This window comes from Flagellimonas myxillae (assembly GCF_023502235.1).
GTDB classification, from domain to species: domain Bacteria; phylum Bacteroidota; class Bacteroidia; order Flavobacteriales; family Flavobacteriaceae; genus Flagellimonas; species Flagellimonas myxillae.
In genome coordinates this window covers 333,579-354,053 of sequence record NZ_JAMFLY010000002.1, presented here as the reverse complement: position 1 = coordinate 354,053, position 20,475 = coordinate 333,579, and the positions used below count along the sequence as shown (strand labels likewise).

General features: G+C 43.2%; 16 protein-coding genes. 6 read left to right on the top strand and 10 right to left on the bottom strand.

Features of this window, described 5'->3' with window-relative positions; translation table 11 throughout:
* Window positions 1-13 precede the first annotated feature (13 nt).
* A complete protein-coding gene (locus tag M3P07_RS10045; RefSeq protein WP_249969779.1) occupies window positions 14-1,108 on the top strand; it encodes an acyltransferase family protein in 1,095 nt (364 codons plus the stop codon).
* On the opposite strand, the gene M3P07_RS10040 is transcribed toward M3P07_RS10045, so the two are convergent.
* The gene (locus M3P07_RS10040; protein ID WP_249969778.1) at window positions 1,105-2,349 is read right to left on the bottom strand and encodes an RNA polymerase sigma factor; all 1,245 of its coding nucleotides are present in this window, start codon (window positions 2,347-2,349) and stop codon (window positions 1,105-1,107) included. The genes M3P07_RS10045 and M3P07_RS10040 overlap by 4 nt on opposite strands.
* Window positions 2,350-2,405: 56 nt before the next feature.
* Window positions 2,406-2,759 carry a YciI family protein gene (locus M3P07_RS10035; RefSeq protein WP_249969777.1) on the bottom strand — a complete coding sequence of 118 codons (354 nt, stop codon included), beginning with the start codon at window positions 2,757-2,759 and terminating at the stop codon, window positions 2,406-2,408.
* A gap of 158 nt (window positions 2,760-2,917) precedes the next feature.
* On the opposite strand from M3P07_RS10035, the gene M3P07_RS10030 reads away from it, so the two are divergent.
* Entirely contained in the window at window positions 2,918-3,571 is a 654-nt protein-coding gene (locus M3P07_RS10030) for a hypothetical protein (protein ID WP_249969776.1), read from the top strand.
* Here the strand turns inward: M3P07_RS10030 and M3P07_RS10025 are convergent.
* The 8 genes from M3P07_RS10025 to M3P07_RS09990 form a co-directional block, all read right to left on the bottom strand.
* Entirely contained in the window at window positions 3,568-4,641 is a 1,074-nt protein-coding gene (locus tag M3P07_RS10025) for a PA0069 family radical SAM protein (protein WP_249969775.1), read from the bottom strand. The two genes, M3P07_RS10030 and M3P07_RS10025, sit on opposite strands and share 4 nt — an antisense overlap.
* Before the next feature lie 53 nt (window positions 4,642-4,694).
* A complete protein-coding gene (locus tag M3P07_RS10020) occupies window positions 4,695-5,147 on the bottom strand; it encodes an META domain-containing protein (RefSeq protein WP_249969774.1) in 453 nt (150 codons plus the stop codon).
* A gap of 52 nt (window positions 5,148-5,199) precedes the next feature.
* Window positions 5,200-6,756 (bottom strand): hypothetical protein, encoded by a 1,557-nt coding sequence (locus M3P07_RS10015; RefSeq protein WP_319946570.1) that lies wholly within the window; start codon window positions 6,754-6,756, stop codon window positions 5,200-5,202.
* Window positions 6,757-6,780: 24 nt separating this feature from the next.
* Window positions 6,781-7,563, bottom strand: a complete 783-nt coding sequence (locus M3P07_RS10010) for an enoyl-CoA hydratase/isomerase family protein (RefSeq protein WP_249969773.1) — start codon at window positions 7,561-7,563, stop codon at window positions 6,781-6,783.
* An 86-nt stretch (window positions 7,564-7,649) separates the two neighbouring features.
* Window positions 7,650-9,056 (bottom strand): sensor histidine kinase, encoded by a 1,407-nt coding sequence (locus tag M3P07_RS10005; protein ID WP_249970281.1) that lies wholly within the window; start codon window positions 9,054-9,056, stop codon window positions 7,650-7,652.
* Window positions 9,057-9,221: 165 nt separating this feature from the next.
* The gene (locus M3P07_RS10000; RefSeq protein ID WP_249969772.1) at window positions 9,222-9,767 is read right to left on the bottom strand and encodes a CopD family protein; all 546 of its coding nucleotides are present in this window, start codon (window positions 9,765-9,767) and stop codon (window positions 9,222-9,224) included.
* 49 nt (window positions 9,768-9,816) lie between these two features.
* Window positions 9,817-11,592, bottom strand: a complete 1,776-nt coding sequence (locus M3P07_RS09995; protein WP_249969771.1) for a MutS-related protein — start codon at window positions 11,590-11,592, stop codon at window positions 9,817-9,819.
* A gap of 75 nt (window positions 11,593-11,667) precedes the next feature.
* Window positions 11,668-14,802 (bottom strand): VPS10 domain-containing protein, encoded by a 3,135-nt coding sequence (locus M3P07_RS09990; RefSeq protein WP_249969770.1) that lies wholly within the window; start codon window positions 14,800-14,802, stop codon window positions 11,668-11,670.
* Window positions 14,803-15,016: 214 nt separating this feature from the next.
* Between M3P07_RS09990 and M3P07_RS09985 the strand changes: the two genes are divergently transcribed.
* The 4 genes from M3P07_RS09985 (at window position 15,017) to M3P07_RS09970 (ending at window position 20,466) form a co-directional block, all read left to right on the top strand.
* Window positions 15,017-16,150 (top strand): SPFH domain-containing protein, encoded by a 1,134-nt coding sequence (locus M3P07_RS09985; RefSeq protein ID WP_249969769.1) that lies wholly within the window; start codon window positions 15,017-15,019, stop codon window positions 16,148-16,150.
* A 71-nt stretch (window positions 16,151-16,221) separates the two neighbouring features.
* On the top strand, window positions 16,222-17,313 hold the full coding sequence (locus tag M3P07_RS09980; protein ID WP_249969768.1) for a TFIIB-type zinc ribbon-containing protein: 1,092 nt from the start codon (window positions 16,222-16,224) through the stop codon (window positions 17,311-17,313).
* A gap of 76 nt (window positions 17,314-17,389) precedes the next feature.
* Window positions 17,390-18,145, top strand: coding sequence for a LytR/AlgR family response regulator transcription factor (locus M3P07_RS09975; protein ID WP_249969767.1), 756 nt, complete (start codon window positions 17,390-17,392; stop codon window positions 18,143-18,145).
* A 95-nt stretch (window positions 18,146-18,240) separates the two neighbouring features.
* The gene (locus M3P07_RS09970) at window positions 18,241-20,466 is read left to right on the top strand and encodes a DUF5916 domain-containing protein (RefSeq protein ID WP_249969766.1); all 2,226 of its coding nucleotides are present in this window, start codon (window positions 18,241-18,243) and stop codon (window positions 20,464-20,466) included.
* The last annotated feature ends 9 nt before the right edge of the window (window positions 20,467-20,475 follow it).

Genomic DNA, 20,475 nt, shown 5'->3' with positions numbered 1-20,475 from the left:
TAAAACCAACCTTATGGGCCAACCAACCAAACGAATCCTCTCGATCGATGTATTGAGGGGCTTTGACATGCTGCTAATTATCTTCGCAGATCACTTTTTCGCCAACCTCCACAAAGGAGCCAATTCTTCGTTTTCGGAAGCTTTGGCAAACCAGTTTAGCCACCCCGAATGGTTTGGCTCAACCTTTTACGACATTATTATGCCCCTTTTCCTTTTTGTGGTCGGTGCCGTGATTCCTTTTGCCCTGTCCAAAAGAATGGAAAACAATTCGGACATGGGACCTGTCTATAAAAAACTGATCAGACGCTTTGTCATTCTTTTTATTTTAGGTTGGATAGTCCAGGGGAATTTGCTTGCACTGGATATTGAGCAGTTTAAAATCTTCAGCAATACCTTACAAGCCATTGCTGTGGGATATGTGGTTTCTTGTTTGGCCTATATCCATCTTAGTAGGAAAGGGCAATATGTGCTCTTTGCAGCTTGTTTGATTATTTATGCCCTCCTGCTAACCGTACCAAATGTGCCTGGTGTTGGACGAAGTGTCTTGTTGCCGGATCAAAATTTTGCCGTTTATTTTGACCGTTTGATTCTTGGAAAATTCGATGATGGGTACCAATACACTTGGTTACTAAGTGGGCTTGGGTTCATAGCCACTACCCTTTCCGGAATGTTTGCCGGGGAGTTGATAAAATCCAACCTCCCTCGCGAGAAAGTTGCCAAGCTGCTCCTGGTAATCGGATTGGCGGGATTGATCGTGGGGGCCGTATGGGGAATCTGGCATCCCATTGTTAAAAAAATCTGGTCTAGCTCCTTTGTCCTGGCCTCTTCTGGTGTATGTTTTATTTTGTTGGCCCTGTTCTATTGGATTATTGATGTGAAGGGGGTGGTAAAATGGACATTTCCGCTAAAGGTTATCGGGATGAATGCCATAACGGCTTACGTGCTGTCGCACGTTATAAATTTCCCAAAAGTTTCCAAATACCTATTATTCGGATTGGAGCAATACACAGGCCCTTATTACGATATGTTCGCCTCTATTGGTGGATTTGGTCTGCTCTATCTACTCTTGTGGTATATGTATAAAAACGGCACCTTTATTAAAGTTTAGTCCAATTTCTTTTTAAGGTGTTTTTTGACGAGGTCGTTCTTGAAATAGGCAATCGCCTTTTTCAAGGCAGCTTTATAGCCGGCACTATTGGTTTCTAACAACAGCTCCGCTTTTATGGCATAAAGTAATCCCGACTCGCCAAAGTCCGTTTTGCTCTCCAAGCTTTTGAGCGCTTCCAATGCTTTGGTCGCTCCGTGAATTTTTGCAAAGGGAACGATTCGGTTCAAGGCCAACATAGGTGAGTATTGTTGGTTGATCTGTAGATCGTATAGATACAGGATACTCTTCCAATCGGTTTGCTCAAAGGTCTTTGCTGCACTGTGGTAATAGGAGCGGGCAGCCTCCAAATGATAGATGGACGGCGTTCGGTCCAAAGTTCCGGCCCCCTCAAGATGACGTACCCCAATTTCTATCAATTCCCTATTGTATTTGCTGCGATCTTGGAACTCCAAGGTGACCAAATCCCCATTTTCATCCAGACGGGCATCAAATCGGGAAGCATGAAAACACATTAGCGCGATCAAGGCTTCCAAGTTGGGATGTTTGCAATATTTGTTTTCCTGTAGAAGCAAAGCCAAACGCAAAGCTTCATAGCAGATATCGCGTTTCAGCACCTGCGAACCCGTAGTCGCCGAGTACCCTTCCGTAAACAATAGATAAATAACTTGAAGCACCTTGAACAATCGGGATTGCAGTCCCATTTGTACCGGTATCTTTAAGAGTTGCACTTCCTTTCTAAACTTCGCCTTGGCCCTAGTAAACGATTTGGCCACAGCCTCTTCCTTCTTCATCAGGGCCTCTGCCAATTCCTTGTTGCTAAATCCCCCAATCAACTTTAAACTTAAAATTATTTGATGCTCTTGGGACAGGGCTGGGTGGCAGCAGGCAAAAATCATTTTCAGCTGACTGTCCGAAATGGTATTATCCAGGTTCTCGGAAGCTGTTTCGGAGACCACCTCTTTTTCCGGCAATTGTTCGGATCCCAGAAAGCTTATTTTTTTATCCTTCCTCAACTTGTCTATCATGGCATTGTTTGCCACTCGGTACAACCAAGCCGTTGGGTTATCCGGAACCGATTTGTACCCCCAAACCTGCATGGCCTTCAAAAAAGTGTCCTGGGCCGCATCTTCAATCTGTTCCACATAGGAAATACCAAATTTATTGGTCAAGAGTGCTACCACTTTTCCGTATTCGTTACGGAATAGGTGGTCGATGGTATTTTCTAGTTGGGTTTGGCTCATTTAATATTAAAATAGCCCGATGCAAGATCGGGCCATCTTTGGTAAATCACTTCAAATTAATGGGTGTCCATGGACATAATTTCCCTTACTTCCACATAGGCGCCGTCGTAATCAAATATGGGGCACCCTTTGGAAATTTCCACGGCCTCGTCCAAGTCGTTGGCCGAAACAATTAGATATCCTCCTACAACTTCTGCGCCCTCTGCATGGGGGCCGTTGGTGACCAATTCCCCTTTTTTGTGCACCACTTTTCCATCATCAGATAATGGAAGTCCATCCAATAATTGTCCTTTTTCCTTCAGTCCACCCATCCATTCTCCCCAAACTTGCATGTGGGCCTGTTTTTCTTCTTGGGAAAGTCTTTTAAAGTTCTCGTCCCCTCCTCTAAATAAATACATAAAATTGCTCATTTCTTTTCATTTTACGTCCAGTTTCCCAGACTGTTTATATTCCGTTTACGCCCCTATGACGAAATCCAAGGTTTGGATTGGACAATCCCCATAAATTTATTTAAAATTAAGCACCCTTACCATTTTGTTGTGGCATGTTTATTGATTCTGAAAGAATCATGAAACCGCTGCTGCCCGTATTCTTCCTTTTTGTTGTTTCCTCCAATTTTGCACAACTTCAACCTCCTGAGGCCTATATTTCCTTTGCTGGTTTTTTCGAGGAGGAATTTGAACCATCAGCCTATCTTAATATTTCCGTGGGGTCTGAGCTTTTTGCCCTAAAACACCTTGCGCCAGAGGTTGATGTAACCTACTACTTTGGAGGGCAATCCTATGAGGATTGGGCCATTGACCCATCTGGCGACATCGGTTTTCGCTCCTTTTTAAATCGCTTCTTTGATGCTTGGGTCTGGGGTGTTGGCCCCAAATTTTTTATACAGGATGAATATAATCGCGTGGTCTTTATTCCCAAATATCATTTTGGTACGCAAAGAGCAACTGGAGAGTACGCGGATTCCAATCAGATGGAAAAACAGCAGGAAACAAAAATCGATTTCAACTTTTGGGCATTCTCCCTCGGATATGAGTTCCTAGCCACAGATACAATTGGAAAACTTGGACTTTATCTTACCTATACCGCCTTCAATGCCGGGAAATCGTTAAACCAGCTGGATTTTTCTGACCAGGGATACTACAAACAAAATTTCAATACTAAGGCTATTGGAATCACAGTGCGGCTATCCACAGGATTTGGGAAACGCAGAAGCTCTTAAAACAATTTCATTTGTCCTGTCTTGTATTGCCCATGCAGTTCATGGTTTAAGGCTGGAAAAGTCCTATTCTTAAAATATTTCTGTCTAGCCAGTTTAGCCATATCATGAATTTGAGCAGCAATTTTACCTTGTCCCCTATTCCTGATTCCAAATCGGCTATCGTTAATGGTCCCTCCATGGCAGTCTTGGATTTGATGCAATACTTTCTCGGCCCTATCCGGCATGGCTTTCTTGATCCAATCTGTAAAGATTTGCCCAATCGCCCCATTTAATCGGACTATGGTAAAACCAAAGGATAGGGCGCCATGGTCGGCAACGGTCTCGGCCAACTTCATCAATTCGTGACTGTTGATTCCCGGGATTATGGGTGCCAACATAGCGTTTACCGGAATGCCATTGTCGCTCAATGTCTTAATGGTCTTTAGTCTTTTTTGGATGGAAGCCGTTCTGGGTTCCAGTTTTCGTCGGGTTTTTTCAGAAAGGGAAGTTACCGAAATGTTGACCCCAACAAGTTGATCGGCACCCAACTCGGTGAGAATATCCAAGTCTCTAAGAATGAGGGCATTTTTGGTGATAATCCCTACGGGATGTCGGTATTTTAAGAACACCCCTAGGCACTTTCTTGTAATCTTAAACCTGTGTTCGGCGGGCTGATAGCAATCCGTGTTTCCGGACATCACAATGGTTTTCGCTTTCCAATTTTTGTGCTTTATCTTTTTCTCCAATAACAGAGGAGCTTCTTTTTTGATTAGAATCTTGCGTTCAAAATCCATTCCAGCACTATATCCCCAATACTCATGCGCATTTCTTGCGTAACAGTATATGCATCCGTGCTCACATCCTTGATAGGGGTTCATGGAATACATCATCCCAACATCCGGACTGTCCACCTTGTTCACTATGGTTTTGGGAAAAACAGGGATGTATTCCGTTTTGTTTTTATCGGAATCTTCGCCCTCCAATCTACAAAACTCAAGAAAGTCGTCCCTTATCTCATAAATGTGTTGCAGAAATCGATTGTGCGGATTTTTTTGGGCACCCCTACCCTTGAGCAATTTTTTGGAATTCATTAATTGGATTTAATCCAAATTTATGGAATATATCCAATAGTAAATGTTAAGATTTATGGCTTTTGAAGGTTCAGAAATTTAAACCCTAGGAACTCCAACATGAGGGTATTGTTGTCTTCAAAGTTCAAGCTGAAAACAGAAAAATTTGTAGTTGAATCCATGGCTTCGGACAAACTGGAATAAAAAGCCTGCCCATAAGGGGTATCTCCCGCTTCGGTAGTAATCATCTGCTCGATGATAAGCTGGCTATCCGAAGCAGTATATGAGCCGCTAAAACTATTGGCCGAGGTGGAGCCAGCAAATTCACCATTTCGTCTAAAAATTATGGAAATAACCTCTCCATCCCCAGGACCCATGGTAGGGCCAGATGGACTTGAGTTGTGAATGGCAGCAATTTGCCATTCCCCTACAATCCGAAGATTGTCGACAGCATTGTCGTCCTCGTCACAGGAAGAAAATAAAGCCAGGGAAAAAGCAATTATTAAGCCTAAAAGTCGAGGTTTCATAGCAGAGGTTTTACTAATAGAGTCGACTTGCTGGAATGCGTTGCTTGTACGGTTACAAAAAAGAGACTTTTACCAATTGCTTTTTGCTGCCACGCTTGGCATAAAAGAGCATTTTACTTTCATCGATATCCTTTAAGGGTTTTGAGACCATTAAGGGAAGTCTTGCTTCTTGATTGTCGATGATTTTTTCATAGTCCATTACTCCATTTTCGTCTAAGGAAATCATAAAAACGTTACGGTTTCGGCTAAGTCCCTGTTTAAAAATGAGGCGCTCGTTATTGATCAGCTGGGGGTTCTCCGAAGCGGTACAGATAAAGAAATAGGTCTTCCCATTTTTGCAATAAGAACTGTAGGAGGCATAGGCCCCATCTCCTTGTGTTACCTCGGCCTTGTTGATGTTCCTAGCCCAGGCAAGGTCGCCGTTGGTCTTCAACTTGGCGCTTACAATGTCGTTGTGGTGAAAGCGCTCGAGTTTTACCCGTTGCCCGGCCCCGGTTACTTCCATCCCCGTGGTCACAAAGTACTCTTCTGCATTAAAAAAGATTTCATTGTCCTTGGTAATTTCTACGCCTTTGAATACTAAGTTTTTGACCACCTTATCCTCGTCCCTACCGAACTTGTCTTCCATAAATTGTTGGGAAAAGGGGTTGTATTTTTTGGACTTGATATCCAAACTAGCGGGGCTCACATCAAAAAAGGCGATTCCATTGTATCTGTTGTCTTTCCGATCGGCATAAAAACCTGCACAGACCAGTCTGTTTGGCAAAATAATAGGATATAATGCCTCGGGATACTTTCCAGCATCAACAAAGGACTGGGTTTTGCTCCCGTTCGCGGAAACCTTGATCAGTTCATATTGAAACTTACGCTCATCCACCCTAAATCGCTTCTTTTTGAAGTAAGCTTTCCCCACGATATAGGCCGTTGACAAATCGGAAGTGATAGCCAAATTTTCAAAAGCATAGTTTTTCTCCTCTATCTCATGCGAGAAATCGTGTTCGAACCGCTTATTTAAACTGGTATCGAACAAATGGATAATGTGTTTGTTGTTCTTTCCCCTTTTATGGTGTGTGCTAATCACAAAACCTGTCTTTTCCTTATTGAATAAAATGGAAGTGGAAAAGCCGCTGGAGAAGTTTCGGTTGTAATAATTTTTGTCTACCGGGTTACGCACTTCCTCGGAGGTTATGGAAAGCAATTTTTCCTGTGCAAAATTGAACGCAACGATAGGACTTCGGTGCACCCAGTACTCGTATTGGCTTTTGTCGTAATTATAGTTAAGGAACAAAAGGTTCAACTGCCCATTTTTAAGAAATCCATCAACAAAATCCAATCCCCTCAGTTTGTAATTGTACTCGGAAACAAGCTCCAGGTTGGCGTTGTACTGTTCTATCAAGTAGCCTTTGGGTTTAAGAATCAACCCTTGGTAATAGGCCCTTACCAAAATATAGCCGCCCGAACCATCTTCTGAAATGGTCAGCAGATTGGAATAGCGATAGCGGTCGTTGAATTTTTCACCAAAGTCGTAGGCGACCGGCATTTTCTCCTGGGCATACTGTAGGCTCGCCGTTAGTAGGAGACAAAAAAGTAAAAGTATACGTTTCATCATAGTCCGGTTGGGGTTAAACCATGGCTATGATCCGGGGAATTTGGCTTTTCTTTTCTCCAAAAAGGCGGAAGTACCTTCTTTAAAGTCCTCCGTGCCAAAGCAAGCGCCAAAGGCATCTATCTCCGCGGAATAACCATTTTCATCATACTTAAAACCAGCATTTACCGCTTTTATTGCATATTTTATGGCCATTGGTGAGTTATTCGATATCCTGCTTGCAAGTTTTTGGGCCAAGGGCAACAATTCCTCTTGGGGAACCACATAATTGACCAATCCAAATTCCAAGGCTTTTTGAGCATCGATCATCCCTGCTGTCATGATCAGTTCCATTGCCCTTCCCTTACCTATAAGCGCCGGTAAACGTTGGGTTCCCCCATACCCCGGGATCACTCCCAAGGATACTTCCGGGAGGCCCATTTTGGCATTGTCACTGGCCAATCTAAAATGGCTGCTCATTGCAAGTTCCAGTCCCCCACCCAGGGCAAAGCCGTTTATGGCCGCGATTACCGGTGTGGAAAGGTTTTCCACAAAATCAAAAAGTAGCTGTTGTCCCTCGGCGGCCAGTTCCCGTCCTTGGGCTACCGAAAAATCGGCAAATTCAGAAATATCGGCCCCGGCAACAAAGGCTTTTTCGCCACTACCGGTAACAATGATCACATGGATTTCCCGATCTTCATCCAATTCCTTGAAAGCCGTGTGCAGCTCCGAGATGGTTCTTTTGTTCAGCGCATTCAGTTTTTTTGGGCGATTGATCGTTATGGTAGCGACCTTGTTCTCCTCCTCTATGTAGATGTTTTCGTAGTCCAATTGTTAGGTGTTAGGTGTTAGGTGTTAGGTGTTAGGTAAAAGTAAGCATCCAACATCAATCAGTCAACTGGGGTCGGGCTCGTCGGTTACTCCTTTGGAAACTTTACGGTGAATACGGTTCCTTTTCCTTCTTGGGAAGTAAAGTCAATCACCCCTTTATAATTCTCGACAATATTCTTTACCATGCCTAGACCAAGACCCATTCCGCTTGATTTGGTGGTAAACTTAGGTTCAAAAATCTTGTCCTTGTTCTCATCCGTAATTCCTACCCCATTATCTGCAACGGAAATCTTTACTTCATCCCCTTCCGAGGCCACTGTGACCAAAATCCGGGGAGCGTCTACCTCCGGTACTGCTTGAATGGCGTTTTTGACCAAGTTAGTGACCACCCGAATCAGTTGGGTCCTATCCAATTTGGCAATGATCTCCTCCTCGTCCGAGATGAAATGGATATAGTCTTCATGGAAAATTTCCAAAGCCAGTTTCACAATCTTCACAACATTTAATGTCTCATTCTGCTGTGCCGGCATATTGGCAAAATTGGAAAAGGCCGATGCAATGTTGCTCAAGGTGTCTATTTGCTGAATCACCGTTTTGGAAAATTCCTGAATCTTTTTTTCGGCTTTGGGGTCATTGGGGTCGAACTTTCGTTCAAAACTCTGGATGGTAAGGCGAAGGGGGGTCAAGGGATTTTTGATTTCATGCGCCACCTGTTTGGCCATTTCCCTCCAAGCTTGTTCGCGTTCGCTCCGGGCAAGTTTGGCTGCACTTTCTTCGAGTTCATCAATCATACCGTTATAGGAATCAATCAGTTTTCCAATTTCATCCGTGGGATTCTCGATGAAAATTTTCTCGTTCCTTTGGGTGAGCTTTGTCCGATCCATTTTAGCCGAAATGGTTTGCAGGGAACGGGTAATATATTTTGAAACGAAATAAGCCAAAATAATCGCTGAAAGTAGCATTAGCAGGTACACTCCACCCAGTCTGAACAGGAACTCCCGAAGTTCCATGTTGCTAAAGGTATTGTCCTCAAAATAAGGCAGATTTACTATACCGATTGGTTTAAATTGGGTGTCTTTGATAAAGGTATATGAGGCCTGATAATTATCGCCGGCTGCCCTTTTCTTTTCCACATAACGCCTTTCGGGATGCAGCTTTAAATTGTTGAGAACCTCGGCATCCAAACAGTTGGAAATGGAATCGGCCTCGAAGGCAGGCCTTGAGCTTTTGATCAAGCCTCCCTCCAAATCATAGATATTAAAGGTTACGTTTTGGACATCCGCAATCTTATATATTTCATCCTTAAAAATATGGTTGAGGTTTTCGGTTGTAACGGGATAAGTTGTTTCCTTAAGCACATAGGAGATGCTCTGAAGAATTTGCTGCTCTTTTCGTTCCAATCGATTTTCATGATAGTCCTTGTCTTGCTCCCTATACTGATAAATGGTAACCCCAGCGATGAGCACCGAAGCGATGAGCACCAGCAAGATCATGGTGAAAAAGATGCGCGACCTAAGCGATAGTTTTTTGAACAACCGTTTTGAAGTTTGGATTAAAGTTAGCAATAATCAAGCCAATTTAAGTTCAAATGCCAAGCTCAAGTTCAAGCTCAAAATCCGATGGTCGAACTTGAAGATTGAAGGTGCTCTTGAATTCTTTTACGCATTTGGATTTTTATCCCGAATCCGTTTGTACAATCGAATGCCCAACATCAGTAGTATGGCAAGTACAATGATTCCCACGGTACCATAGATCCAGTTGAATGCATCTTTTAGGATTACGAGAAACACCACCGCAAAAAGTACTAGGGTGGCCACTTCGTTCCAGATTCGCATAAAGCGGGAACTGTATTTGACCTCATCCCTCTGCAGTTGTTTAAATATTTGATGGCACTTAACATGATAAACGAACAACAGGGCGACAAAAGCCAACTTTACATGCATCCAAGGTTGACTTAGCCATTGGGGCATGATGATAAGAAGCCAAACGGCAAAAAGGGTACAAAGTATCGCCGAAGGCCAGGTTATGATATACCACAACCGCTTGGTCATCAATTTAAATTGATTCGACAAAATTTCCTTTTCCGGGGAAGGTTTTTGCCAAGCTTCAATATGATAGATGAAAAGACGGGGAATATAAAACAGTCCTGCAAACCAGGTGACCACAAAAATCAGGTGCAAAGACTTAATATAAGCGTACAACATTGTGCCATGGGTTGATTCCAATTGTAAATGTAAGGTCTACACTCCAGAATTAATCCACTATGCCCATTTTCTTCAGCAAAAAACTGGCATTCATATTTTGGCAGATTCCTTTTTTAAATTGGTAGTCAAAGTAAAGTTCCCCATCCACAATCTGCGCATCGAAAAAATAATTGGACACCTTTTCCAGTTCCTCCACCACCTCGCACAAGCTAAGGTCGTGGGTCGCAACAATCCCTGTACCTCCCATACCCACCAACTTGTTAATGAACTTTTGGGATCCCAAGGCCTTGTCCTTGCTATTGGTCCCTTTTAAAATTTCATCCAGTACAATAAAATAGCTGTCCTTGTCCATTTGCCCAATAATAAATTTCAATCTTTTGAGCTCACTGAAAAAGTAACTTTCCTCATCCGCCAGACTGTCCGTTGTCCGCATACTGGTAATCAACTTGATAGGGGTATATGTTGAGGTCTTGGCGCATACAGGAAGTCCAATGTTGGCCATTACCAGGTGGAGGGCAACACTGCGTAAAAAGGTACTTTTACCCGCCATATTGGCCCCAGTAACAATAAAAAATTCATCATTTGCAATGGAAATATCATTGCTGACCGCCTTGTTCGGATCTAACAATGGATGGGACATTCCCGTGCATTCCAAGGTTTTCCCGTTGTCCAAAATAGTTGGATATGTATGCTCCACATGGTTGAAAGCGTAGTTGCCCAAACTGTTCTGGGCATCAAAAAATGCAATGGCATAGAACCACTTGGGCACCTTTCTCCTATTTTGATCAATCCACACTTCTATATTGGAGCAAATGATCAAATCCCTTAGGAAAAAACCATTGAGGATAAACCCCATCAAAATATTATTTCGCTGATCCAATCGGTCCAAAAGTCGCGAGAAACGCTTTAATACACCCGAACTTGAATACCCCTCATCAATAATTTCCTTCCTTTTAAGGGCCAATAATTCGCTTTCAAATTCTTGGTTCTCTATAAGGGACAGCAATCGGGAATACTGGGTAAAAGTGCTCTGTATTTTGGAGACATGGTTGGAAAGTCGGTTGATTTTTTTTACAAACTTTCCTGATATCAACATGCCGCAAACAAAGATGATCAGCATCCAAACCCATGAAATCAAGCTTAGAGAACAAAGGGCCAACAATGCCAAAGAAATAAAGGAAAATACCATGGTCCATACTTTCATGGTAGCAGGCACAAAGGGCTCATACGCGGACAGCCATTTGATAATTTTATGAGCTGGCACCTGGGTTTTAACCAAGGTTGCGGTGGCTCCATATTCTTGCCGCCATTCTGGCATTGCTGCCAACTCTTGAACGGCAACTTGCTTTCTATTAATCCCAATTATGTCATTGGATTGAAGTATTCCGGCCAATTGTATCGAGCCACTTTCCAAGGCCGTTCTATTAAGGTATTGATAAAAAGATCCCCTTCCGAATAAATCAATATCCGCTCCATACCAATGCTCAGCATCCTGAAACTCATTTCCTTCTGGCAAATCATAAAAGTCACGGTCCAATACCCTAAGTTCTTTTTGATTTCGTGCTAGCAGTTCGTGTTTTAGGTCTTGCTCGTACTTTATTTGATTATGACGGATTACCAAAAAGATAAAGGCCCCAATTCCGATCATAAGTGTGGGAATCCAATAAGCCAAGGTTCCCCAGCCCAAATAAATTCCCAAAACGGTGGCTATAACCACCAAAAGACGAATGGCACTTGAATAGTCAAGCTTTTTCCTGATCTCTTCAAGTTCATTTTCAAACTTTTGTAAGCGGGCTTTATAAAAAGCATGTGGGTCCAAACTCATAAATCGTCCAGGTATGGTCAAAATCCTCCTTTATCCAAGCATCGCAAATTTAGACGATTTGGTTTGGGCTGGAGATTATTCTTCCACAAAAAGATAATTTAGGTTTAGATTGTTGAACTCCCTATTGAACTCTCGCATTTCCTTGTCGACCAAAGCATCAAAAGCATTCAATTCCTTACTGATTTTAGTGGTGAGCTCATTTTTCACCGCGATGTCCTGATCTGTGGGTGGAAAATCATCAATAGAGACCAAACTGTTCAAATGGCCAAGTTTATTCGTCAATCGAATGGGAAAGTTCAAAGGGTCTTGGACGCTCCTGTTTTGGGTTTGGTAAAGTGCCTTCTCGATATTGCTGAAATCCTCCTTCATCTTTTCGGCTTTTTCAACCAATGCCTTTGTTTGCTCGTTGTCTTTATATTGCTTGGCAAAGGCCGAAAGTTTTTCGCTGATCTTTCGAATTTTTTTGATGGACTGATGCGCTTTCTCCACCGTAGTGTTGATATCCGAAATAAAATCAAATTGCTTTTGCATATCGGCCACGGAAACTTCAGCCCTTGGATCTGGCAGGATTTTGAAATCTTGTGATTGTGCGGTTCCATTGACATTCAAATGGACTTGGTAAGAACCTGGGACAGCTTTTGCCCCGTTTAAATTGGCCCACCAAAGGATCATGCCCTTCAATTTTTCTGCTCCTTTGCCACGCGTATCCCAAACGTGGGTATTTCCACCCTTCTTGACTTTTAGCTTCTGTTTTTGATTCTTGGAAAAGGTGCTATAGTTGGCCAACGTATCACCATTCATGGAGGTATAAGTAAGACTGATGCTGTCTGTTTCCGAATGGTTTTTTAGATAAAAATGGGTAACAACCCCGTTAGGATGGTTTTGACCTTCTGTTTTGGAGGGTTCCTTGGCAGCGGAACCTTTGGTTCTATAGCTGTCTTTGGGTTGATACAAAATAGTTGCTGCCGTCTTCTTCGCAGGATCCAACTGATGAAGCACCGTTAGGTCATCCAAAATCCAAACACTTCGACCTTGTGTGGCCACGATTAGGTTGTTGTCCTTAATGGTCAAATCCGTAATCGGAACAATGGGTAGATTCAATTGGAATTTCTCCCATTTTTGTCCATCGTTAAACGAAATATACATTCCGGTTTCTGTTCCTGCATACAGCAAGCCCTTTCTTTTTGGGTCCTCCCGGAGCGCCCTAGTGAAATGTTCTTCGTTTATACCGTTCGTTATTTTAGTCCAAGTCCTTCCATAATCCGTGGTCTTGTACAAATAAGGTTTGAAGTCCCCCAGCTTGTAACGGGTAGCCGCAACATAGCAAGTGCCTTCATCAAAACTTGAAGGTTCTATACTATTGATCATACTCCATTCGGGCAGGTTGGGGGGAGTAACATTCTCCCATGTTGTTCCTCCATCTTGGGTGACATGGATCAATCCGTCATCGCTTCCTACCCAAAGCAAGCCTTCTTTAAGTGGACTTTCATTGGCGGCAAAAATGGTACAGTAATATTCTACTCCTGTATTGTCCTGGGTAATGGGTCCCCCGCTACTTACCAATTTATCCGGATCGTTACGGGTTAAATCATCGCTCAACAACTCCCAGCTTTGCCCTTCATTGGTGCTCATGTGCACATGATTGGAAAAGGTGTACAGTTTTTTAGGGTCGTGTTTGCTAAAAATTATGGGGAAATTCCATTGAAAGCGGTACTTCATTCCCTCGGCTCCATAACCCATGGGATTATCGGGCCAAACATTGATGCCCCTTGTTGTTTTCTTGGCATGGTTAACCCTAGTCAGGAATCCGCCATAACTCCCGCCATAAACAATATCATTATTGGTCGGATCCACTGCAATATGGGCCGATTCTCCCCCCGCAGTAGGCTCCCAATCATCCTCTCCAATGGAGCCATCGTCGCTTCTATGGTTGATTCGTATTGTGGAATTGTCTTGTTGGGCCACATAGATCCTATAGGGGAATGCATTGTCCGTGGTCACTCGATAGAACTGTGCAGTTGGTTGATTGTAATAAGTACTCCAAGTATCGCCTCCGTCATAACTTACTTGGGCACCGCCATCATCCCCGATGATCATGAGTTTGGAGTTTTCAGGAGAAATCCAAAGATCATGGTGATCACCATGGGGTGCATTGAAGGTACTAAAGGATTTTCCGCCATCCGTAGATTTGTGGTACCTCACATTCAGCACATAGACAGTGTTCACATCCTCAGTATCGGCATAGACCCTGGTGTAGTACCATGCCCGTTGGCGCAATTTGCGTTCACTGTTCACTTGGGTCCATTTCTTTCCTCCATCTTCGGATCGGTAAAGCCCTCCCTTTTCCTTGTTTTCCACAATGGCCCATACTCGCTCGCTGTTTACAGGAGATACAGTAACGCCTATAATGCCCAAAGTATCTTTGGGAAAACCTTCGTTCTTGGATATCTCGGTCCAGGTCTCCCCACTATCCGTACTTTTCCAAAGGGCCGAACCATCACCCCCGCTGCTTAGACTGTACGGGGTCCGTTTTGCCCTCCAAGTAGATGCATAAATTATCCTGGGATTGTTTGGATCCAAGGTAAGATCAACGGCTCCTGACTGATCATTTACATAAAGGACCTGCTTCCAAGTTTTTCCGCCATCGGTACTTTTATACACCCCCCTTTCTCGGGTTGGTTTATAAATATTTCCCAAGACGGCGGCATAAACCGTGTTGTGATCTGTAGGATGAATCCTAATTCGTGGTACATGCCTGCTTTTGGTAAGCCCTGCCTGCTTCCAGGTTTTCCCGGCATCCTCTGTTTTCCAAATTCCATACCCACTTGACACATTGCCTCGAAGCGTTTTTTCTCCGCCTCCAACATAAATCACATTGGGGTCGCTTTGGGCAACCTCAACGGCGCCGATACTTCCTCCAAAATACCCATCGGAAATATTCCCCCAAGTTCGTCCGCCATCGGTGGTCTTCCACACGCCCCCTCCAGTGGCCCCAAAATAAAAAAGATTGGGCTCGCCCGGGACTCCAGTCACGGCAGCAGATCGACCTCCCCTAAATGGTCCCACCAAACGGTATTCCAGACTGGAGTAAATCGCTTCTGGATATTCCGGGCCAGCGGAAACGGATTTTCTTCTTTGGGATTGGGAAGTGGTTGCAAATAGGGTGCAGACCAACAAAAGTATGCCGGTTTTGGAAAGCAAGTGTTTCATTTTCTTTAGTGTTGAATTAGTCGGTACTAAATGTAGGGAAAAAGTAGGTATCGTTTTCTTTTTGGGGCCCAGATTCAATCAGCCTAAATACAAATCCTATTTTAATTCAATTTTGACGGTGTATGTAACAATGTGGATAATTTTATACTAATCCCTTGGAGGAAGTAATCTTCCAATTTCTTATTTTAGAAACATTAACACAAAACACTTCACCATGGATATTTTTAGTAAAATCAAAGAGAAGCTCACCAACGAGTTCATTGATATAATCGAGTGGCTGGATTATACCGATGACACCATTGCGCACCGATTTGAGCGTTATCAAAATGAGATAAAAAACGGGGCCAAACTTATAGTCCGTGAAGGACAGACCGCAGTATTCGTCAACGAAGGCCAGTTGGCCGATGTGTTTGAACCTGGCACCTATGACCTCACCACAAAAAACCTTCCAATCCTCGCTACCCTAAAAGGATGGAAATATGGATTCAATTCGCCTTTTAAGGCCGAGGTCTATTTTGTGAACACCCATTTGTTCACTGATGAAAAATGGGGAACCAAGAGTCCAATTACTTTAAGTGATGAGCGATTTGGCCTTGTCGAGATCAGGGCTTTTGGAACCTATGCCTTTAAAATTTCGGATGCTGGCAAGTTTATTGTTGATATCGTAGGAACGGATAATAACTTCACAAATTTTGAGATCAATGAGCATTTAAAAAGTTTGATAGCCACCCGATTTACCGATACCGTCGGCGAGGCCAATCTGCCCATAGAACTCTATGCGGCCAATACCTCTGAGCTCTCCGAAACTTGCCAGGAGGTTATGCAGCCTGAATTCCTAACGGTGGGCATCTCCCTAGAGAAGTTTTATATTGAGAATGTCTCCATGCCGGAAGATCTCAAAAAAGAGATTTTCGAATACAGCCGCATCGACAAATTGGATTTGGACAAATTGGCCAAGTTCAAGACAGCCAAGGCTATTGAAGCTGCAGCTAAAAATGAAGGTGGTACGGCAGGTGCTGGAATGGGAATGGGAATGGGTTTTGTGCTTGCCCAACAAATGGGCGGATTGATGGGCGGGCCCCAACAAACCAATACCCAAATGCCACAAGCTACTGGTTCGGTTCCACCACCAATGCCAACCCAGGTCCTGTATTATTACGCAGCCAATGGTGCCCAACAAGGACCGGTAACCTTTGAGCAACTTCAATCCCTTTTTGCAAGCAGAACTATAAATAGGGAAAGTCTTATCTGGAAACAGGGCATGGCAAACTGGGCAGCGCTTCAAGATGTAGAGGAACTGAAATCATTCTTAGGTGGAAACACGCCACCTCCTTTGCCGAACCCATAATATTATTTTGTAATTCCATTAAAAACAGTAAGCCATAACAACAAGATTCCCACCTTCGCGGGAATGACAGCATGGAACCATCAATCCAAAAGACAGAGCTCAAAAAACCCTGCATAAACTGTGGGGCAGAGCTCAAATATAAACCCGGCACCACAAACATTAGTTGTGCATACTGTGGGCATCAGGAGTCCATTGAAATTGATGAGAACGGGTTTGAGGAGTTGGAACTTTACCCCTATCTCAAGGAAATGGGCGCCCAAAAACACAGTGAAGAAATCTCCATGCTACATTGTAAGCATTGTGGCGCCAACCAGCATATAGAGGAAAATTACAAATCGCTCCACTGCGTCTATTGCAGTATGCCCTTGGTTATCGAGGATGCCTATAAAGAAGAATGGATCTTGCCCGGAGCTGTGCTGCCTTTTCAAATTGAAAAGAAAAAGTCGTTTTTGATTTTCCAAAAGTGGGTCGACCGGCTTTGGTGGGCTCCAAACAAGCTTAAAAAAGCAGCTTTGGACCCACAATTTACCAAAGGTCTCTACTTACCCTACTGGACATTTGATGCACAATTGGCCGCTACCTATACCGGACAACGGGGCGAGTATTATTACGAAACTCGAAGGGTGCGAAACGCCAATGGAAAAATGGTGTCCCAGCAGGTTCGCAAAACAAGGTGGTACCCAGCGTCCGGAAAAGTTTCCGGATTTGTGGACGACACCTTAATTGAAGCCTCCAAGCAAAAATCTGGTCGAATTCCAGGCAAAATTGCCCGATGGAACTTAAAAAAACTGCAACCTTTCAACAGCAGTTTTTTATCAGGTTTTGTTACCGAAAAATATACCATTCCCCTAAAGCAAGGTCATTTGCATTCCAAAGAAGTGGCTAGGGACATTGCACATAGGTGGTGCAGACAAGATATTGGCGGGGATACCCAACGCGTTTCCAGCATGGATATGCAGTTATCCGAAGAGACTTTTAAGCACATCCTGCTTCCCGTATATATTAGCGCCTACCGCTACAAGGGCAAGGAATACCACTTTTTTATAAATGGGGAAAATGGGCAGATTTCCGGTTCAAGACCCTATAGTTTTTGGAAAATTTTCTTCGCTGTGGTATTTGCACTAATCATAATTGGCATCCTTGTGGTCTTCGCCCAAGGATAAATGGTTCAGGATATTAGCTTGTTTAAAGACCGTTAAATTCCATCCAACCCATCGGTTTTTCCATTACATTTACTCCATGTCTAATCGCATTTCACTCATAAGTGTTTTTGTTCTATTGAACATGGGCTTGGGTCGATTGTTTCAGGAAAGTTTAGGGGCAAGCTGTTTTTCCGAACTCTCTATTTTGGCCATTACCAGTTTCTTTTTCTGGAATTTCTCCGCGCGACAAATCAAAACTTGGAGCGGGAAATGGGGTGTTACCGCATCTGGAAAAAATGTATTGATTCAGGGAGGATTGGGATTATCCGCTTCCGCCATAAATATTATTATTGGACAAGTCTTGGTGGTTTTCTTGATGACCACGATTTACAACTGCACCTCTCCAAGTTTCAACATGCTCAATGCCAGTCTCACCAATAATATAGCGGTAAACCTTCTCTACTACTTTGCACTGTTATTTTATTTTATCCCATCTGAAAAATCAAAAGAGCGCACCCCGACACCTGAACACATGGACACCCGAATTCCGGTTTCCAAACAGGGGTATCAATTCCAGTTGCAACCCAATGAGATCATTTATGTGGAAACCAGCAACAACTGTGTGGTCCTTCATACCGAAAAAGGGAAGTTTGTAAAATACCAAAGTTTAAAATCGCTTTCTAAAGCCCTATGTCCAGCAACTTTTAAGCGGGTACACCGTTCGTATTTGGTCAACTCCAAATTTATAGACCATATCCAAAAGAACCATAGTGGAGATGGTATGCTTAAATTAAAAACCGGCGACGATCTGAAATTCAGCAGAACCTATCTTCAGGAATTGGCTCACATCTAGATTCCGCAACTCGCCCTTTTTTTTCCGCGGCTTACATAACTATTTTATCCTCGAAGATTTTCCGCAAGTAGATTTGGCCAAAAAGGTATTTCTACATGCGAAAGCTAATTTTCCTATCATTATTCATTGCGCCAATGGTAATGCTATCCCAGGATTACTTAAACAGTATAACTGACATCCACGGAACAACCGACGAGCTCCTTTTGGATGGTTTTTTAAATGAAGCCCTATGGGAAGAGGCCCAGCGTTTCCCTTTTACGGAATGGCGCCCCGATTGGGGTGCGCCGGATAGCTTGACCACACTTTTTGTAACCTTTGATAAGGACTATCTCTATGTGGCCTTGGATGCCAAAGACCCGAATCCAGAAAAGATTATTGGAAGAAATTTGGTTAGGGACGGCTGGTACGGCGACGATTATTTTGCGTTTCAAATTGATCCCAACCGGACGCGAAAAAATGCCTTAATTTTTAGCATTTATCCCACTGGCAGCCGATATGATGATGCCATATACAATGACAATGTTCCCTTGGGCAATGCTCCATCCACACCAGCATATGATATGCTTTGGGAGGGTAGGACCCAAATTACGGAAAAGGGATGGCAAGCAGAATATCGAATTCCTTTGTCCAATTTAAGATTTGAAATCCGCGATGGAGAAGTTTTGGGTGGGATTTCCGCGCAGCGCACTATCAATTATGACAACAAGCTTTTGGTTTATCCAGAAGTCCCCCAAAACATTACTGGGGCCAATGGCAAACCCTCCTTAAAAAAACCAGTGAGATTTGTAGGTTTAGAACCTAAAAAGGACCTGCAGGTCACCCCCTACCTTCTGGCATCCTCCCAAAACAATTACCGCCTTAATTCCAGCCAATCAGCTTATGAAAAAAATACGTTCAATGAATTGGATGTTGGATTGGACGTTCGCTATGGTATCACGCCAAGCCTTACGTTGGACCTCACCTTGAACACGGATTTTTCCCAGGTGGAAATAGATGATCAGGTTGTTAATTTAGGTCGGGTCTCCATATTTTTTCCAGAACGGCGCAAGTTCTTTTTGCAACAATCCGGACTGTTCGATTTTGATATGGGCATCCTTTCCCAACTTTTCTACAGTAGAACCATTGGCATCAACAACGGACAATTGACCCCGATTATTGGAGGGGCCAAACTTACTGGGGAATTGGGGAATTGGGACTTGGGGTTATTATCCCTACAAACCGAGGGCACTCGGATAAACGCCAATGCTTTACCAACAGAAAATTTTTCAGTCCTGCGATTGCGAAGAAAGGTCTTTAACGATAGATCCTTTATTGGCTTCATGGCCACGAACCGAGCAAGGGAAGCTTATATCAATACAGCTTTGGGAGTAGATGGGGTGATTGATGTTGGCGATGAAAATTTTATCATAACCTCTCTGGCTACTACGGTGGAAGGTGAAAATTTTTCCAACGCCGATTATAATTTGATTGACAATTCCCGTTTTGCATTTCAGTTTGCCCGTCGTAAACGCGATGGCTGGTTTTATCGAGGCGCTTATGAATTTTCAGGAGAGGCTTTTAAACCAGGAATGGGATTCCTACTCCGGGAAAAACACCATAATTTTTATGTCGGGCTCAATCATGGAAAATTCAATTCCGAAAGCGAAAACCATACGTTCCAATACAGAAGATGGATGCCCATTAATTCAGACTTATATTTTACCACAGATTTTTCGGAAGTCCTAACATGGTATAACAGAAGTCAGTGGTCTGGGACATTCTTTAATATTGATGCGGTTACGTTCTTTGGGCAGGTCCAATATGAATTTCTTCAAGAACCGCTTCAATTTTCGAACAAGATTACAATACCACAAGGTGATTATTTTTACTCCTTTTTTGGTGCTTCGTACACCAGCGGTTTTCAAAGGGCACTTAAAATCCCAATTTCGGCAGAATACGGAAGCTTTTTTGATGGGAAGAATCTCGAGTTCCGGTTATCTCCGGAATGGACCATCAACCAACATTTGACCATGGAGGGCTCTTGGCGCGTCAATTATCTGAGCTTTGGTGAAAGAAATGTTTCCGAATGGATTACCCTGCCGCAATTCCGAATCAATTGGGCCTATAACCTTCATTTATCAGGGAGTGTTACGGCACAATATAATTCTATCCAAAATCAAATTTTTACCGCGGCACGGTTGAGGTACAACTTTCGTGACGGACATAATTTATATGTCGTTTACAATCAAGATTACAACACGGACCGTATGCAATTTATGCCACAACTACCTCGATTCAACAACCAGTTGGTTACCCTAAAATATGTTTACACATTCTTCTAAAACTTCAAA

Excerpts from the sequence above, each read along its gene's own strand:
- M3P07_RS10045 (WP_249969779.1), top strand. The coding sequence starts at position 14 with ATGGGCCAACCAACCAAACGAATCCTCTCGATCGATGTATTGAGGGGC.
- M3P07_RS10040 (WP_249969778.1), bottom strand. The coding sequence starts at position 2,349 with ATGAGCCAAACCCAACTAGAAAATACCATCGACCACCTATTCCGTAAC.
- M3P07_RS10035 (WP_249969777.1), bottom strand. The coding sequence starts at position 2,759 with ATGAGCAATTTTATGTATTTATTTAGAGGAGGGGACGAGAACTTTAAA.
- M3P07_RS10030 (WP_249969776.1), top strand. The coding sequence starts at position 2,918 with ATGAAACCGCTGCTGCCCGTATTCTTCCTTTTTGTTGTTTCCTCCAAT.
- M3P07_RS10025 (WP_249969775.1), bottom strand. The coding sequence starts at position 4,641 with ATGAATTCCAAAAAATTGCTCAAGGGTAGGGGTGCCCAAAAAAATCCG.
- M3P07_RS10020 (WP_249969774.1), bottom strand. The coding sequence starts at position 5,147 with ATGAAACCTCGACTTTTAGGCTTAATAATTGCTTTTTCCCTGGCTTTA.
- M3P07_RS10015 (WP_319946570.1), bottom strand. The coding sequence starts at position 6,756 with ATGATGAAACGTATACTTTTACTTTTTTGTCTCCTACTAACGGCGAGC.
- M3P07_RS10005 (WP_249970281.1), bottom strand. The coding sequence starts at position 9,056 with ATGATCTTGCTGGTGCTCATCGCTTCGGTGCTCATCGCTGGGGTTACC.
- M3P07_RS10000 (WP_249969772.1), bottom strand. The coding sequence starts at position 9,767 with ATGTTGTACGCTTATATTAAGTCTTTGCACCTGATTTTTGTGGTCACC.
- M3P07_RS09995 (WP_249969771.1), bottom strand. The coding sequence starts at position 11,592 with ATGAGTTTGGACCCACATGCTTTTTATAAAGCCCGCTTACAAAAGTTT.
- M3P07_RS09990 (WP_249969770.1), bottom strand. The coding sequence starts at position 14,802 with ATGAAACACTTGCTTTCCAAAACCGGCATACTTTTGTTGGTCTGCACC.
- M3P07_RS09985 (WP_249969769.1), top strand. The coding sequence starts at position 15,017 with ATGGATATTTTTAGTAAAATCAAAGAGAAGCTCACCAACGAGTTCATT.
- M3P07_RS09980 (WP_249969768.1), top strand. The coding sequence starts at position 16,222 with ATGGAACCATCAATCCAAAAGACAGAGCTCAAAAAACCCTGCATAAAC.
- M3P07_RS09975 (WP_249969767.1), top strand. The coding sequence starts at position 17,390 with ATGTCTAATCGCATTTCACTCATAAGTGTTTTTGTTCTATTGAACATG.
- M3P07_RS09970 (WP_249969766.1), top strand. The coding sequence starts at position 18,241 with ATGCGAAAGCTAATTTTCCTATCATTATTCATTGCGCCAATGGTAATG.